Source organism: Frankia alni ACN14a (assembly GCF_000058485.1).
Taxonomy (GTDB): Bacteria; Actinomycetota; Actinomycetes; order Frankiales; family Frankiaceae; genus Frankia; species Frankia alni.
This window is the reverse complement of the sequence record NC_008278.1, coordinates 6,426,264-6,441,285: the sequence shown is the minus strand read 5'-3', so window position 1 is coordinate 6,441,285 and position 15,022 is coordinate 6,426,264. Positions and strand designations below refer to the sequence as shown.

Here is a 15,022-nt window from a genome sequence, read left to right as displayed (position 1 = left end):
GCGGGCAGTTCTCCAGTACCACCGGATCGTTCACCCGATCGGTCCGCCAGATCGTTGCACGACAGCCTTCCACCACATCCGGGTCGGCAGTGGGAGATACCCGACGGTGCGCGAGTACCTGCTCGTCTTCGTGGTCTCGGCGGCGGTGACGTTCCTCGCCACGCCGCTGGCCCGGACCTTCGCCATGCGCATCGGCGCCGTCGCCGGGGTGCGTGACCGCGACGTCCACGCGATCCCGACGCCCCGGCTCGGCGGCCTGGCGATGCTCGCCGGCCTCTACGCCGGGCTGGAGGTGGCCGACCGGCTGCCGTTTCTGTCGGTGGTCTCCCAGGACTGGTCGGAGACGCGGGCCGTGCTCATCGCCGGCACGCTGATCTGCCTGCTCGGCGTCGCCGACGACCGGTGGGAGCTGGACTCCCTGACCAAGCTCGCCGGCCAGGTCGCCGCCGCCGGCATCATGGTGCTGCTCGGCGTCCAGTGGTCGTTCGCCATCGACCGCAACAGCGAGACCACGCTGAGCCTCGGGCCGGAGACCGCGGTCCCGCTGTCGATCCTCGCCACCGTCCTGCTGATCAACGCGATGAACTTCATCGACGGGCTCGACGGGCTCGCCGCCGGCGTCGCGGCGATCGCGTCACTGGCGACCTTCTACTTCGCCTACGAGATCGCGGTGATCGACGGTTTCTACCGGGCGTCGCCCGCGGCCCTGCTCGCCGCGGTCACCGCCGGGGTGTGCGTCGGGTTCCTGCCGCACAACTTCAATCCGGCCCGGCTGTTCATGGGCGACTCCGGCTCCATGCTGATCGGCCTGCTGTCCGCCGCCTCGATGATCTCCGTCACCGGGCAGGTCGCCTACGGGGGTTACGCTGGACCCTCGCGGTCGTATCCGTCGCTGATCCCGCTGGCGATTCCCGTGGCCGTCCTCGCTGTTCCCTTCCTCGACCTGGGGCTCGCGGTCATCCGGCGGACGCGGGCGGGGCGGTCGCCGTTCGCGGCCGACAAGATGCATCTCCACCACCGGATGCTGGAGATCGGTAATTCGCACGTGAGGGCGGTTCTGTTCATGTATTTCTGGGCGGCTCTGGTCGGGTTCGGCGGTGTCGCCGCGTCGTTCTCCGCCTCCCCCCTGCCGATCCTCGTCGCCACCGTCGGGGTCGGGCTCGCGGCGCTGCTCGCGCTGCTCGTCCGTACGCAGAAGTCGGCACGCGCGTGATCGTGCCGGTGGCCCGGGTGATCCGACTCGGCCTGCTCCTCACTCTCGCGCTCGCGGTGCCCGCCCTGGCGATCTCCGCGGGGCTGCGCGGCGGGACCGGCGCGCTGAGCGCGGCGCTCGGGCTCGCGATCGTCGTCGCGTTCTTCACCATCAGCAAGCTGGCGGTGGGCGCGGTCGCGCGCCGGGCGCCGCACCTGCTGCTGCCGGCGGCCCTCGGCACCTACGCGCTGAAGATCGCGGTGCTCGGGGTGGTGCTGCTGGGGCTCCAGGACAGCTCGGCGCTCGACCTGCCGGCCTTCGCCTGGTCGATCTTCGGGGGCGTCTTCGCCTGGATGGGCGCCGAACTCTGGGTCGCGACCCACACCCGGGTGCCGTTTTTCGACCCGGAGCGCCCCGGCGCCTGGGACCCCGCGCGACGGCCGCCGACGCGATGAACGAACGCGGCGAGCGCAGCGAGCGCGGCGAGCACGGCCCGGGGCTGGTCGGCGGCGCCGCGCGGCGGCCCGGGCCCGATGGTGGATCACCCGAAGGTGCCGGCATCCCGCACGCGTCCGGTCGTCCGCCCCGGCAGCGCGCCCGGGGCGGGCAGCACCCAGGCGAGGCGTGGAACGTCTTCGGAACTCTGATCGCCGGGATGGCGTTCTGGGGACTGGTGGGCTTTGGTGCCGACCGGCTGTTCGGCTTTCGGGCGCTGTTCCTGCCCATCGGCCTCGCGGTCGGCATGGGCGCCGCCATGTACCTGGTCATCTACCGGCTGACCCAGCGCTAGCCGGTTGGTCGAGGGTCGTTCGCCCTTTTTTGCCGGAGTTGGTGGGGACGTTCCGGTCGTCCCGTTCGTTGCATCCCGATGGTCCCGGGCGTCCCGTTCCGAATGGACCGCGGCGTTCCCGCCCGTGGACCTGTCTATCCGACCATTCCCGGCTGTTCCATGGGTGCGGTCGGTCCGATTCGCCGCGATCTCACCGGTCATCGGGAAAACTCGCGGCGACCGCGCACCGGTCCCACCGGCGCAACCATGACCTCCCAGGTCATCGACGTCGCGGGCGAAATAGGCAAGAGTGGGCGCAAGCGGCGGACCGCCGGGAGGGAGTGGCGAGATGACCGCAGCCCGTGCACGTCCCGGCACCACGCCGAGCGACGGCCCGCAGGCGGGTGTCAGTGCGAACTGGACGTCATGAGGTGGTCACGCAATGTGGAATCGTCATCAACGGAGCGAAACCTCCGGACAACGCGCACCTGAACCGGGGTGAACCTCGAAGCGAGTTGGTGCCTGTGGCGCGCCGGTGTGGATAGTATCGCGGGCAACAGGACGTCGGCCTGCCGACACCCATCAGGGCCTGGGCTTGTCGAGGTGTCCCTCGAAGCGCTGCCGCCGGTTGGCTACGGGTCGTTCTTCGGTGTGAGCGTGTCGTGCGAACCCGGTAGGGTGGGGGCAATCTGCCGCCGGCACGGCAACCTCGCGGAGCCGTGGACGCGCTACTTAATCGATCATGGAGGTGTTTGTCGTGCCGGTCCTCGCTGATGAGGGCTTCGAAGGCCCCACGAAGGAGGTCTTCCAGACTCCGCACTGGTTCGATGTCGGGATCGGCTCGGTCAATCTCTACCTCAACAAGGCCACCGCGCTTACGATCTTCGCCGCACTGTTCGTCGGGGTGATCTTCTGGCTGGGTTTCCGTCGAGCTAAAATCATACCTCGCGGGATCCAGAACCTGTGCGAGTCCGCGTACGACTTCGTCGATCTGCAGATCGCCCGCGGGGTCATCGGGGAGAAGGGCGCGCGCTACACGCCCTACCTGCTGGTCCTGTTCAGCTTCGTGCTGGTCAGCAACGTCCTCGCGATCATCCCGGCGGCCCAGTTCCCGGCGACCTCGCGCATCGCGGTCCCGATGGTCCTCGCCGTCGTCACCTGGGTGATGTTCATCTACGCCGGCATCAAGTCGAACGGCGCGGGTGCGTACTTCAAGGAGATGATCGACCCGGCGCCCACCGCGCCGCTGGCGATCCGCCTGCTGCTGGGCCCGATCGAGATCCTGTCGACGCTGATCGTCCGGCCGTTCACGCTGGCCATCCGACTGTTCGCGAACATGTTCGCCGGTCACCTCCTGCTGCTGGTCTTCTCGCTGGGCGCGGACTACCTGCTGCCCAAGCCTCCCTTCGTATTCGGCGTCGCGTCACTGCTCGTGGCGATCGTCCTCACGGCGTTCGAGCTCGTCATCGATGCCCTCCAGGCGTACATCATCACCATCCTCACCGCCGCCTACATCGGCGGAGCGATGGCGCACGGAGAGCACGAGGTTGCTCCGTCCGAGGAACTCGCCGAGCACGCCCCGGTGGGCGTGCCGGCAGCGGCGCACGCCTAGTTCTGAACACTCCCCCCAGCACCGGCCGAGTCCCGGTGCCCGACTGAATAGGAAAAGCACCGTAATGGACCCCTCGATCGTTCTCGCCTCCAAGGACGCCGTGACCGGGAGCCTCGGCGCCGTGGCCTACGGTCTGGCCGCCATCGGCCCGGGTATCGGCATCGGTCTCATCTTCGGTCTCGGCGTCCAGGCGATCGCCCGGCAGCCCGAGGCGGAGCAGGTCGCCTTCCGGTACATGCTGATCGGCTTCGCCCTCGCCGAGGCGCTCGCGCTTATCGGCTTCGTCGTTCCCTTCGTCTTCCCGTAAACCGGCGCAGCGACCATGAGCGCATCAGCCGCCATCCTTCTCGCCGCGAGCGAGAGCGGGCATTCCGACGAGAACGTTCTCATCCCGCCGCTGAGCGAACTGCTCATCGGCACCCTTGCCTTCGGGCTGCTGGTGGCCTTCTTCTTCTGGAAGATCCGCCCGCAGATCGCCAGGACCTACGCGCAGCGCACCGAGCGCATCGAGGGCGGCATCGCCCGCGCCGAGGCCGCGCAGCGCGAGGCGCAGGCACTGCTGGAGCAGTACCGGGCGCAGCTCACCGAGGCCCGGGCCGAGGCCGCGCGCATCCGGGACGATGCGCACACCGAGGGCCGGCAGATCGTCGAGGAGCTCCGCGCGTCCGCGCAGCGGGAGATCGCCGAGATCAAGGAGCGCGCCGACGCTCAGCTCGCGGCCGACCGGGCGCAGATCGTGGCTCAGGTCCGCCGGGAGGTCGGCGTGATCGCGATTGATCTCGCCTCGAAGATCGTCGGCTACCAGGTGGAGAGCACCGCCACCCAGGCCCGGCTCGTCGACGACTTCATCGCCGCCCTGGACAACTCGGCCGAGGGCGCGGGCAGCAGCACTCCCGCGCCGGTGGGGTCGGGAGGCTGACGGTGGAGGGAGCCAGCAGGCACGGGCTCGCCACCGCACGGGCGACCCTCGACGAGGCCACGGCGATCCCGCCTGGCGCCGCCGTCACCTCGGTGGATGCCAGTCGGGTTGCCGACGACCTGCGGGCCGTCGCCGACCTGCTCCACCGGGAGCCGACGGTGCGCCGCGCGCTGACCGATCCGGGAGCCCCCCCGGCGGCGCGCACGGAGCTGGCGGCCAGGCTGCTCGGCCGCCAGCTCGACGCGGTGAGCCTGCGGATCGTGCAGACCGCGGTCTCGTCGCGCTGGTCCCGGCCGGCCGACCTGCAGTTCGCGCTGCTTGAGCTGAGCGTCGAGGCCCTGCTGGTCGAGGCGGAGCGGGACGGCGCGCTGGAGGAGGTCGAGGACGAGCTGTTCCGGTTCGCCCGGATCCTCGGCCAGAACCCGCAGCTCGCCCTGGCGCTGACCGACCCGGCCGCGCCGGCGTCGGTCAAGAACGCGCTGCTGGGCCGGCTGCTGTCCGGTCGGGCCCACCCGGTCACCCTGCGGTTGGCCCAACAGGCCGCCGCCGACCGGATCCACGGTGACGTCGAGCGTCGCCTGGCCGACTTCAGCCGGATCGCCGCGGCCCGCCGGGGTCGGGTCGTCGCGGTCGTGCGCACCGCGGTGCCGTTGACCGACGAGGTCATCGCCCGCCTGGGCGCGGCGATCAGCCGGTACTTCGGCCGCCAGATCCAACTTCAGGTCGATCTCGATCCCGAGCTCCTGGGCGGGGTCGTGGTGAAGGTCGGCGACGAGGTGGTCGACGGCAGCGTGCTCCGCCGCCTGGCCGCCGCGCGCCGGGCGCTGCTCCGATAGCCGGGTGACGGTCATGACCGTGACAGCGCCCAGCCGACCTGCCCTGCCAGCGATGAACGACGAAGGACGTAAGCGATGACTGAGCTCTCCATCCGGCCGGAGGAGATCCGCGACGCCCTACGGGAGTACGTCGACTCCTTCCAGGCCACCTCCGCCGGCCGGGAGGAGGTCGGCCGGGTCGTCGTCACCGGTGACGGCATCGCCCGGGTCGAGGGTCTTCCCCACACGATGACCAACGAGCTGCTGGAGTTCTCCGGCGGCGTGCTGGGCCTCGCGCTGAACCTCGAGATCGGCGAGATCGGCACCGTCATCCTGGGCGAGGCCGAGCACATCGAGGAGGGGCAGGAGGTCCGCCGCACCGGCGAGATCCTCGCTGTCCCCGTCGGTGACGGCTTCCTCGGGCGGGTCGTCGACCCGCTCGGCCGGCCGATCGACGGCCTCGGTGAGATCCAGGCCGAGGGCACCCGAGCCCTCGAGCTGCAGGCGCCGACGGTCGTCCAGCGCCAGCCGGTCAAGGAGCCGCTGCAGACGGGCATCAAGGCGATCGACGCCATGACCGCCATCGGCCGCGGCCAGCGCCAGCTCATCATCGGCGACCGGCAGACCGGCAAGACGACGGTCGCCATCGACACGATCATCAACCAGCGGGACAACTGGGCCTCCGGCGATCCGTCGAAGCAGGTCAAGTGCGTCTACGTGGCGATCGGCCAGAAGAAGTCGACCATCCGCGAGGTGGTGAACACCCTGGAGGAGGCCGGTGCGCTGGCCTACACCACGGTGGTCGCCGCCCCCGCCGACGAGCCGGCCGGCTTCAAGTACATCGCGCCGTACGCGGGTTCCGCGATCGCCCAGCACTGGATGTACAACGGCCAGCACGCGCTGATCGTCTTCGACGACCTGTCCAAGCAGGCCGAGGCGTACCGGGCGATCTCGCTGCTGCTGCGCCGTCCGCCGGGCCGTGAGGCGTACCCCGGCGACGTGTTCTACCTGCACTCCCGCCTGCTGGAGCGCTGCGCGAAGCTCTCCGACGAGCTCGGCGGCGGGTCGCTGACGGGGCTGCCGATCATCGAGACGAAGGCCAGCGACATCTCGGCCTACATCCCGACGAACGTCATCTCGATCACCGACGGCCAGATCTTCCTGGAGTCGGACCTGTTCAACCAGGGTGTCCGCCCCGCCATCAACGTCGGCACCTCGGTGTCCCGCGTCGGCGGCAGCGCGCAGACCAAGGCGATGAAGTCCGTCGCCGGCCGCCTGCGCCTGGACCTCGCCCAGTACCGCGAGCTGGAGGCGTTCTCCGCGTTCGGCTCCGACCTGGACAAGGCCTCGCGTGACCAGCTCGCCCGCGGTGCGCGCCTGGTCGAGCTGCTCAAGCAGCCGCAGAACCAGCCGTACCCGATCGAGCGGCAGGTCGTGTCGATCTGGGCCGGCACCACCGGCAAGGTCGACGACGTGCCGGTGGCCGACGTCCGGCGCTTCGAGTCGGAGTTCCTGGACTACGTCGGCCGGTCCCACCGCGGGATCTACGACGCCATCCTCGGCTCCGGCAAGCTCGGCGACGACGTCATCCAGGAGCTGAACTCGGCGATCGCGGCGTTCAAGAACCAGTTCACGCTGTCCGACGGCAAGCCGCTGGTCAACGAGGCTGCCGCCAGCCCGCTCGACCCCAGTGCGGTCCGCAAGGAGTCCATCCCGGTCCACCGGGCTCCGGCACGCACCGACGACGAGGGCTGATCCGTGGCGGGGCAGCTTCGCGAGTACCGGCGGCGCATCCGCTCGGTGCAGTCGACGAAGAAGATCACCAGGGCGATGGAGCTGATCGCGGCCTCCCGGATCGCCAAGGCCCGGGCGCGGGTCGCCGCGGCCCGCCCCTACGCCGAGGAGATCACCCGGGTGATCGAGGCGGTGGCGTCGCAGACGACGATCAGCCACCCGTTGACCACCGAGCGACCCCAGCCCGCCCGGGCCGCGGTCGTGGTGATCACCAGTGACCGCGGGCTGGCCGGCGGCTACAGCTCGAACGCGCTGCGGCGCACCAACGAGCTCATCGAGCTGCTGCGCTCGGAGGGCAAGGAGCCGCAGCTGCACGTCATCGGCCGCAAGGGAGTGGGCTACTACCGCTTCCGCGGCCGGGCGATGAGCGGCGAGTACACCGGCTTCTCCGAGCAGCCGTCCTACGCCGACGCCAAGTCGGTCGCGGACGCGCTGATCGCCTCGTTCGTCGCCGACGCCACCGACGGCGGGGTCGACGAGATCCACGTCGTCCACACGGAGTACGTCTCCGCCATCGCGCAGAATCCGGTCGCGCGCCGGCTGCTGCCGATGGTGCTGACCGAGACGAACGAGCCGCCGGCCGGCGGTCCGCTGCCCCAGTACGAGTTCGAGCCGTCCGCGGAGGCGGTCCTCGACGCGCTGTTGCCCCGGTACGTCGAAAGCCGCCTCTACGCGGCGCTGCTCGAGTCGGCGGCGTCGGAGTCGGCGGCGCGGCAGCGGGCGATGAAGTCCGCGACGGACAACGCCGAGGACCTCATCCGCAGCTACTCCCGGCAGGCCAACCGGGCCCGGCAGGACGCGATCACCCAGGAGATCTCCGAGATCGTCGGTGGCGCCAACGCCCTGGCTTCGGCCTCCTGACGTGAACCGGCGGCGCACGGCTGGGCGAGGACATCCCCCATGTCGTCGCGCCGCCGGATCCCTTGGGTGACACTGACAGTGGGGCGTCCTCACGCGGGAGGGCGCATCGTCGAGGTGAGACACCTTCGGGGGACGAGCACCCACCTCACCTCGAGTGCCCGGGCGAGACGACACCGACTGACCACTACGTAGAAGTACGGCGCCGGCGGACGGCGGGCGGGGACGCGCCCACCAGGCCGGCGGCGCCGGAGGTGCCAGAGAACGGCTAGCCCGAGGCTGCGGCGACGGGCAATGAGGGAAACTGAGGACGCCATGACCGTCACCACCAGCTCGCCGGCCACGGCGGAGGGCCGGACCCCGGGGATCGGCCGGGTCGCCCGAGTCATCGGACCGGTCGTCGACGTGGAGTTCGCGCCGGACGAGCTTCCCGAGATCTACCAGGCCCTCGAGGTCGACCGCACGATCGGCGGGGAGACCCTGACGCTGACGCTGGAGGTCGCCCAGCACATCGGCGACAACACGGTGCGCGCCATCTCCATGCAGCAGACCGACGGCCTGGTCCGCGGCGCCGTCGTGCGCGACACCGGCGCCCCGATCTCCGTGCCCGTCGGCGACGCGACCAAGGGCCACGTGTTCAACGTGCTCGGCACCCCGCTCGACGTCGACAAGGTCGACGCCGAGACGCGGTGGTCGATCCACCGGCAGGCGCCGGCGTTCGACCAGCTCGAGTCCAAGACCGAGATGTTCACCACCGGGATCAAGGTCATCGACCTGCTCGCCCCGTACGTGCGCGGTGGGAAGATCGGCCTGTTCGGCGGTGCCGGGGTCGGCAAGACCGTCATCATCCAGGAGATGATCCGCCGCGTCGCCAAGGAGTTCGGTGGCGTGTCGGTGTTCGCCGGCGTCGGCGAGCGCACCCGCGAGGGCAACGACCTGTTCCTGGAGATGACCGAGGCCGGCGTCATCGAGGACACCGCGCTGGTGTTCGGCCAGATGGACGAGCCGCCCGGCACCCGGCTGCGGGTCGCGCTCGGCGCGCTGACCATGGCCGAGTACTTCCGGGACGTCCAGAAGCAGGACGTGCTGCTGTTCATCGACAACATCTTCCGGTTCACCCAGGCCGGCTCCGAGGTGTCGACCCTGCTCGGCCGGATGCCCTCCGCCGTGGGTTACCAGCCGACCCTCGCCGACGAGATGGGCGTGCTCCAGGAGCGCATCACCTCGACCCGAGGCCACTCGATCACCTCGCTGCAGGCCATCTACGTGCCCGCGGACGACCTGACCGACCCGGCCCCGGCGACGACGTTCACCCACCTCGACGCCCAGACGGTGCTCGACCGGTCCATCTCCGACCTGGGCATCTACCCGGCCGTGAGCCCGCTGGACTCGAACTCCCGGATCCTCGACGCCCGCTACCTGGGCCAGGAGCACTACGACACGGCCCGCGAGGTGCAGCGGATCCTGCAGCGCTACAAGGACCTGCAGGACATCATCGCCATCCTCGGCATCGACGAGCTCTCGGAAGAGGACAAGATCCTCGTCAACCGGGCCCGGCGGATCCAGCGGTTCCTGTCGCAGCCGTTCTTCGTCGCGGAGCAGTTCACCAACATCCCCGGCAAGTTCGTCCCGCTCGACGAGACCATCGACTCGTTCAAGCGGCTCTCCCAGGGCGACTACGACCACCTGCCCGAGCAGGCGTTCTTCATGTGCGGTGGCATCGAGGACGCGGAGAAGAACGCGGAGAACCTGTAATGCCGATCCGGGTGGCGATCGTTTCGCCCGAGCAGGAGGTGTGGTCCGGCGAGGCCGACATGGTCGTCGCCCGGACCACCGACGGTGATCTCGGCGTGCTGCCCGGCCACGTGCCGCTGCTCGGGGTGCTGGTCCCGGGCGGCACGGTGCGGGTCAAGACCGGCGGCCGGGAGATCTCGGCGCAGGTCGACGGCGGCTTCATCTCCGTCACCCACCAGGGCGTCAGCATCCTGGCCGAGACGGCCACGCTGAGCAACTAGTCGACGCCGGCAGTCACGGGCGCGTTCCCCGCGGGGGACGCGCCCTTGCTCGTTCCCGGGCCTGCCGCCGCGGGCCGCCGGGCGGTCACATGTCCAGCAGGAACTTCAGCGCCTCGGTCATCCGGAGCAGGTGGTCGGGGCCGACGACGCCGAGGCGGCGGGCGAACCGCTGCTGCGACACCGACTTGACGTCCTCGACCTTGGCAAAGCTCGTCTGGTGCAGGCCCGTGCCGCCGGGCGCGAGCTCGACGTGGGAGGGCAGACCCCGCCGGGTCCTGGTGACGGGAACGACGATGGACAGGCCCGCGCGGCTGCGGTTGAGCCGATCCGCGGACACGACCACCGCCGGCCGGCGCAGTCCCTGCTCGTGGCCGATCGGCTCGCCGAAGTCGACCATCCATACCTCGCCGCGGCGAGGCGAGATCACTCCGGCCTGTCCAACCCGTCCAGCCCGTCCCGCAGGGCCGGCGACTCGGCCGAGCGCTCGGCGTCGAGGTCGTCCCAGCCGGCCGGGTCGTCGGCGAGCTGGTCATAGCCCTGCTCGAACCCGCGCCAGAACAGCTCGCGCTCGTAGGCCTCGACTGCGGAGTCGATGATGGTCTGCATCTGCTGACCGGTGGACGCGGCCATGGCCGCGACCCGCTGCCGCGTCCGATCACTCACGCGCACCGTCGTACTCATGATCGCCAGTCTACAATTGGGTTGACTGGACTGTCGACCCTCCGGTATGTGCCTGGCTCCACGGAGCCGACCTGTCAGGCGTGCGCGCCCGGGCGCCACAGCACGTCACCCTGTGGGTTCGCCACCCGGGCGAGGATGAACAGCAGGTCCGACAGGCGGTTGAGGTACTTGGCGGGCAGCGGGCCGGTGCGCTCGGGCTCGGCGTCGAGCAGGGCCCAGACGGAACGCTCGGCGCGGCGGGCCACGGTGCGGGCGGTGTGCAGCAGGGCGGCGCCCGGGGTGCCGCCGGGCAGGATGAACGAGTCGAGCTTCGGCAGGTCGGCGTTGAAGCGGTCGCACGCCTCCTCCAGCCTGTCCACGTACGCCGCGGTGATCCGCAGCGGGGGATAGGCCGGCTCGGCCACGACCGGCGTGCACAGGTCCGCGCCGACGTCGAACAGGTCGTTCTGGATCTGCCCGAGCACCGCCCGCACGTCGTCGGCGAGCCCCCCGAGGGCGAGCGCCACGCCGATCGCCGCGTTCGCCTCGTCGACGTCGGCGTAGGCGGCCAGCCGCGGATCCGTCTTCGCCACCCGGGACATGTCGCCCAGCGCCGTCGTGCCGTCGTCCCCGGTACGGGTGTAGATCCGGGTGAGGTGTACCGCCATGCCCCCACTCTAGGGAGCGGCGCGCCCCTCGTCCCCGCCGGCGAGGTGCCCCGTGAGATCGGTTGCGGTGCGTTCTGCCCGGTCTGGCTCCCGCAAGCGTGCACAACGCGCCGCAACGCGGGTGGCGCCGCGCCGACGATCGCGGGGGCGAGCCGACGCCAGGCGGACCCGCCACCGCCCGCCGAGCCGATGAGCAGGACGTGGAAGCCGTTCGTCCGGGCTCATGACGGGGTGTCCGTGGTGGTGACGGACGGATCGGGATGAGGCGAGCGCGCAGGGTGGTGGGGGTCAATCCGGTGGGTGCCGATGAAGATCTTTGTCGCAGGACCTAGCATCGAGGTCCGTGGAGCGCTTCGTCGTGACAGGCGGCACCCGGCTGGTCGGCGAGGTCGCCGTCCCGGGCGCGAAGAACTCGGTTCTCAAACTGATGGCCGCGAGCCTGCTGGCCGCCGGTCGCACGACCCTGACCGCCGTTCCCGACATCCTCGACGTCACGGTGATGTCCGAGGTGCTGGTCGGACTCGGGGCAGTGGTCGAACGGGACGTCGGCGGCGGCCGGCTGACCATCGACGTTCCCGAGAAGCCGGGGTTCTCGGCCGACGGGGAACTCGTGCGGCGGATCCGGGCGTCGGTGGCGGTGCTCGGGCCGCTGGTCGCCCGCTGCGGGGAGGCACGGGTGGCCCTGCCCGGAGGGGACGCGATCGGCTCGCGGGCGCTCGACATCCACGTCAACGGGCTGGCCAAGCTCGGGGCGCTGGTGGACGTCGAGGGCGGCGCGCTGGTGGCGCGCTGCTCGGGTCGGCTGCAGGGGGCGTCGATCTGGCTGGACTTCCCGAGCGTCGGCGCCACGGAGAACCTCCTCATGGCCGGCGTCCTCGCCAAGGGCACGACCGTGATCGACAACGCCGCGCAGGAACCCGAGATCGCCGACCTCTGCGCGATGCTGACGGCGATGGGCGGGCGCATCGACGGCGCGGGCTCGTCGACGCTGGTGATCGACGGGGTGGACGCGCTGTCCCCGGTCGAGCACCGGACGGTGCCGGACCGCATCGTCGCCGGCACGTACGCGATCGGCGCGCTGATGACCGGCGGCGACGTCATGATCCGGCACGGCCGGGCCGGGCATCTCGGGATCGTGCTGGAGAAGCTGGTGCAGGCCGGCGCGGAGATCGACGTCCTGGACGACGGGTTCCGCGTCGTCGGCCGGGACCGGCCGCGTTCGATCGACGTCGTGACCCTGCCCTACCCGGGGTTCCCCACGGACCTGCTGCCTCAGATCATCGCGCTGGAGGCGATCAGCAGCGGGACGTCGCTGATCACCGAGAACGTCTTCGACAGCCGCTTCGTGTTCTGCCGCGAGCTGCACAAGCTGGGCGCGGACCTGCGCACCGACGGCCATCACGTCATCGTGCGACCGGCCGAGCGGTTGACGGGTGCCCGGGTGATGTCGTCGGACGTGCGCGCCGGCGCGGGCCTGGTGCTCGCCGCGCTCGTCGCCGAGGGCGAGACCGAAGTGACCGACGTCTACCACATTGATCGCGGCTATGCCGGCTTCGTGGAGAACATGACGGCGCTGGGCGCCGACATCCGGCGGGTCTCCGACCGCGCGGTGGCCTGAGCGGCCGTCTCGGCTCGCTGCCGTCTCGGGGGTCTGCCGCGTCTCGGGGTCTGCGGCGTCTCGGGGTCTGCGGCGTCTCAGGTCTGCGAGGACAGCCCGCCGGGCGGGGCGGCCAGGGTGCGGGCGGCCCGGGCCGCGTCGGCGCCGAAGACGAGCACGTGCCGGCGTTGCCGGGGGCGGGACAGGATGTTGCCGGCCGCGTCGATGTGCAGCGGGGTCATCGCCATCGCCCAGGTGGAGCGGATGCCCTGCGTGCGCAGGGCGGCCCGGGCGCGGCTCACCTCGGCCGGCGTGTCGACGACCGCGACGGGGACGAGCAGCCCGAAGTCACCGCCGAGCACGACCCCGCGGGGCAGCGCGCGCAGCGGGGCGGACGCCCAGCGCGCCATGACCATCAGCAGCCCGACGGTCAGCATCGCCAACGCCGGTTCGACGAGGTATTGCGCCGAGTTCACGGCCACCTGGCACCTCCGAATCACCGCGCCGCGGCCGGGTCACGGGGGCGCGCGGGAGCCTCGGACGGAGCTCCTCGCCCGTCGACCTCCGGTCTCCATGGTCCCAGACGTTCGGCGGATCGGCAGGAGTTCCCGCCCCGATCCGTCCTGATCCCGTCCGCGGAATCCGACAGAGGAAACATCGCGCCGCGACGGCTGGGATCATCGAGGTAACCGGCCCCGACCCCCCGTGGCCGAGCGACAACGGTTCGGACGAGGTGAGAGGGCACGAGGCGGTCCGCCATGCGCGGAACCGCACCTGGGTGCTACCCGCGGTCGGCGCGGATAGCTGGTAGCGCCGGCGTCACGGAGCGGGGGTGCCGGGCGGCCGGGGACGGGAGACCACATGAACAACGGCGTGAACGTGGTGCACGTGTACGGCCCACTCGGGGCGGGCGACCGCCGCGGGCAGGCGGTGCGGCTGGTGGGCAGGGTGGACGTGCGGACGGTGGGCACGCTGCGGTCCCTGCTGCACGCCGCCATCGACAACGGCAGCGGGCCGCTGCGCGTCGACGTCGCCGGGTTGGAGCTCGGCGACCATGCGGCGCTCGGGGTGCTGCTCGGCGGGGCGCGCCGGGCCAGGGCGGCGGGCCGATCCATGGTGCTGGTCGACGTGCCGAGCGCGCTGGGCCGGATGTTCGCCGCCGACCGGCTCGGGCGGCTGCTGCGGTTCGAGGAGTCGACCGAGCTGGTGCACGTCGGGCACGCCTGAGCCGCCTCGCGGCGCCGCCCTCGCGGTCGGCGACCGAGCAGAGCGCACCGAACCTGGGTGGATGCGCACCGTCATCCCGGGCGCGCCCGCGTGCCGCCTGGACATCCGATGCGGCATGCTTGCCGGGTACCTGCTGATCGGGTACTGCTTTCGGGTCACGGGCCCGGCTGATGGCATGGTGGACGCCGGACGGAGGTCTGCAGGACGTGGAGGTGCCCGCGCGCGTGGATATCGCCGGCGAACGCAGTGCGCGGCCCGCGGGGCTTCTCGGCGTGCGTGAGTCGCGGCCGGTCGTGGTGCTCGCGGCGTTCCTCGTCGCGGTCCTGATCGGCGTCGCCATCGGCTACACCACCGCCGACCGCGGCGCGGGCGACGGCACGTCGGTCAACGCGTCCGGCCAGCCGGCGCCCGAGCTCACCCCCGCCCTGCGCACCGCGCCGTGGGACTCCGCGCGCCAGCCGGGCCGGGCGCACCAGATGCGGGTCGACGACGAGCCGAACCCCACCGCTCTTCGCCTGGCCCTGTCGTGGACGGTCGCCGAGCAGATCAGGGCCGCGGGCGCCAGCACGATCACGGCCGCTCAGGTCACCGTGCCGCAGGGAATGTTCTTCGGCGCCATCGAGGGCGCCGACGCCGCGCACGACGAGTACTGGGCGATCGGCCGCATCCAGGTCGCGGGCGGCGTCAACCGACCGGCCGCCGCGGCCGACCCGTACGTGTGGCGGCGGGTCGGCACGGGACCGTGGACGATCGTCCGCAACGGCCCGAACGCCTGCACGACGATTCCCGCGGCCCTCATCCACGAGTGGAACGGCCAGCCGGCTCCCTGCGCGGGTTGACCGCGCACCGCGCCGACAGGCGGGGCCCGGTCGGTCGGCCTAGTCTCTGACTCGTCG

Annotated in this window: 18 protein-coding genes; 14 read left to right on the top strand and 4 right to left on the bottom strand. The window is 71.3% G+C overall.

From position 1 onward, the window contains the following. Positions 1–106 precede the first annotated feature (106 nt). The 11 genes from FRAAL_RS25870 to FRAAL_RS25820 all read left to right on the top strand — a co-directional run bounded on the left by FRAAL_RS25870 (position 107) and on the right by FRAAL_RS25820 (position 9,974). A complete protein-coding gene (locus tag FRAAL_RS25870) occupies positions 107–1,213 on the top strand; it encodes an MraY family glycosyltransferase (RefSeq protein ID WP_011607000.1) in 1,107 nt (368 codons plus the stop codon). Then, complete coding sequence (locus tag FRAAL_RS25865) at positions 1,210–1,647, top strand: Cg1360 family ATP-synthase-associated protein (RefSeq protein ID WP_011606999.1); 438 nt, start codon at positions 1,210–1,212, stop codon at positions 1,645–1,647. Before FRAAL_RS25870 ends, FRAAL_RS25865 begins: the two co-directional genes overlap by 4 nt. Continuing rightward, positions 1,644–1,982, top strand: a complete 339-nt coding sequence (locus FRAAL_RS35305) for an AtpZ/AtpI family protein (RefSeq protein WP_231861353.1) — start codon at positions 1,644–1,646, stop codon at positions 1,980–1,982. Before FRAAL_RS25865 ends, FRAAL_RS35305 begins: the two co-directional genes overlap by 4 nt. 721 nt (positions 1,983–2,703) lie before the next feature. Next, positions 2,704–3,573: a F0F1 ATP synthase subunit A gene (atpB, locus tag FRAAL_RS25855; RefSeq protein WP_011606996.1), complete on the top strand. Its 870-nt coding sequence runs from the start codon at positions 2,704–2,706 to the stop codon at positions 3,571–3,573. Positions 3,574–3,637: 64 nt separating this feature from the next. Continuing rightward, positions 3,638–3,880, top strand: a complete 243-nt coding sequence (locus FRAAL_RS25850) for an ATP synthase subunit C-like protein (protein WP_009742208.1) — start codon at positions 3,638–3,640, stop codon at positions 3,878–3,880. Between the two features lie 15 nt (positions 3,881–3,895). Beyond that, positions 3,896–4,492 carry a F0F1 ATP synthase subunit B gene (locus FRAAL_RS25845; RefSeq protein WP_011606995.1) on the top strand — a complete coding sequence of 199 codons (597 nt, stop codon included), beginning with the start codon at positions 3,896–3,898 and terminating at the stop codon, positions 4,490–4,492. Positions 4,493–4,494: 2 nt separating this feature from the next. Next, positions 4,495–5,328, top strand: coding sequence for a F0F1 ATP synthase subunit delta (locus FRAAL_RS25840; protein ID WP_011606994.1), 834 nt, complete (start codon positions 4,495–4,497; stop codon positions 5,326–5,328). Positions 5,329–5,403: 75 nt separating this feature from the next. Then, positions 5,404–7,062, top strand: a complete 1,659-nt coding sequence (atpA, locus tag FRAAL_RS25835; RefSeq protein WP_011606993.1) for a F0F1 ATP synthase subunit alpha — start codon at positions 5,404–5,406, stop codon at positions 7,060–7,062. A gap of 3 nt (positions 7,063–7,065) precedes the next feature. Further along, positions 7,066–7,962, top strand: a complete 897-nt coding sequence (locus FRAAL_RS25830) for a F0F1 ATP synthase subunit gamma (RefSeq protein WP_041939785.1) — start codon at positions 7,066–7,068, stop codon at positions 7,960–7,962. Between the two features lie 312 nt (positions 7,963–8,274). Next, positions 8,275–9,714 carry a F0F1 ATP synthase subunit beta gene (gene atpD / locus FRAAL_RS25825; RefSeq protein WP_041939784.1) on the top strand — a complete coding sequence of 480 codons (1,440 nt, stop codon included), beginning with the start codon at positions 8,275–8,277 and terminating at the stop codon, positions 9,712–9,714. Continuing rightward, positions 9,714–9,974 (top strand): F0F1 ATP synthase subunit epsilon, encoded by a 261-nt coding sequence (locus FRAAL_RS25820; protein WP_041939783.1) that lies wholly within the window; start codon positions 9,714–9,716, stop codon positions 9,972–9,974. Before atpD ends, FRAAL_RS25820 begins: the two co-directional genes overlap by 1 nt. Before the next feature lie 85 nt (positions 9,975–10,059). Here FRAAL_RS25820 and FRAAL_RS25815 read toward each other — a convergent pair whose 3' ends face one another. The 3 genes from FRAAL_RS25815 to FRAAL_RS25805 form a co-directional block, all read right to left on the bottom strand. Then, positions 10,060–10,401, bottom strand: coding sequence for a type II toxin-antitoxin system PemK/MazF family toxin (locus FRAAL_RS25815; RefSeq protein WP_083866924.1), 342 nt, complete (start codon positions 10,399–10,401; stop codon positions 10,060–10,062). Beyond that, complete coding sequence (locus FRAAL_RS25810; RefSeq protein WP_231861352.1) at positions 10,398–10,655, bottom strand: hypothetical protein; 258 nt, start codon at positions 10,653–10,655, stop codon at positions 10,398–10,400. The genes FRAAL_RS25815 and FRAAL_RS25810 overlap by 4 nt, the downstream gene beginning before the upstream one ends. A gap of 74 nt (positions 10,656–10,729) precedes the next feature. Next, on the bottom strand, positions 10,730–11,302 hold the full coding sequence (locus FRAAL_RS25805) for a cob(I)yrinic acid a,c-diamide adenosyltransferase (RefSeq protein WP_011606987.1): 573 nt from the start codon (positions 11,300–11,302) through the stop codon (positions 10,730–10,732). Positions 11,303–11,645: 343 nt separating this feature from the next. Between FRAAL_RS25805 and murA the strand changes: the two genes are divergently transcribed. Further along, on the top strand, positions 11,646–12,920 hold the full coding sequence (gene murA / locus FRAAL_RS25800; RefSeq protein ID WP_231861351.1) for a UDP-N-acetylglucosamine 1-carboxyvinyltransferase: 1,275 nt from the start codon (positions 11,646–11,648) through the stop codon (positions 12,918–12,920). 77 nt (positions 12,921–12,997) lie between these two features. On the opposite strand, the gene FRAAL_RS25795 is transcribed toward murA, so the two are convergent. Further along, positions 12,998–13,375 (bottom strand): hypothetical protein, encoded by a 378-nt coding sequence (locus FRAAL_RS25795; RefSeq protein ID WP_231861350.1) that lies wholly within the window; start codon positions 13,373–13,375, stop codon positions 12,998–13,000. Positions 13,376–13,760: 385 nt separating this feature from the next. On the opposite strand from FRAAL_RS25795, the gene FRAAL_RS25790 reads away from it, so the two are divergent. Together FRAAL_RS25790 and FRAAL_RS25785 are read left to right on the top strand one after the other, a co-directional pair. After that, positions 13,761–14,126, top strand: a complete 366-nt coding sequence (locus FRAAL_RS25790; protein ID WP_011606983.1) for an STAS domain-containing protein — start codon at positions 13,761–13,763, stop codon at positions 14,124–14,126. 224 nt (positions 14,127–14,350) lie between these two features. Next, a complete protein-coding gene (locus FRAAL_RS25785) occupies positions 14,351–14,965 on the top strand; it encodes a hypothetical protein (RefSeq protein ID WP_231861349.1) in 615 nt (204 codons plus the stop codon). Positions 14,966–15,022 lie beyond the last annotated feature (57 nt).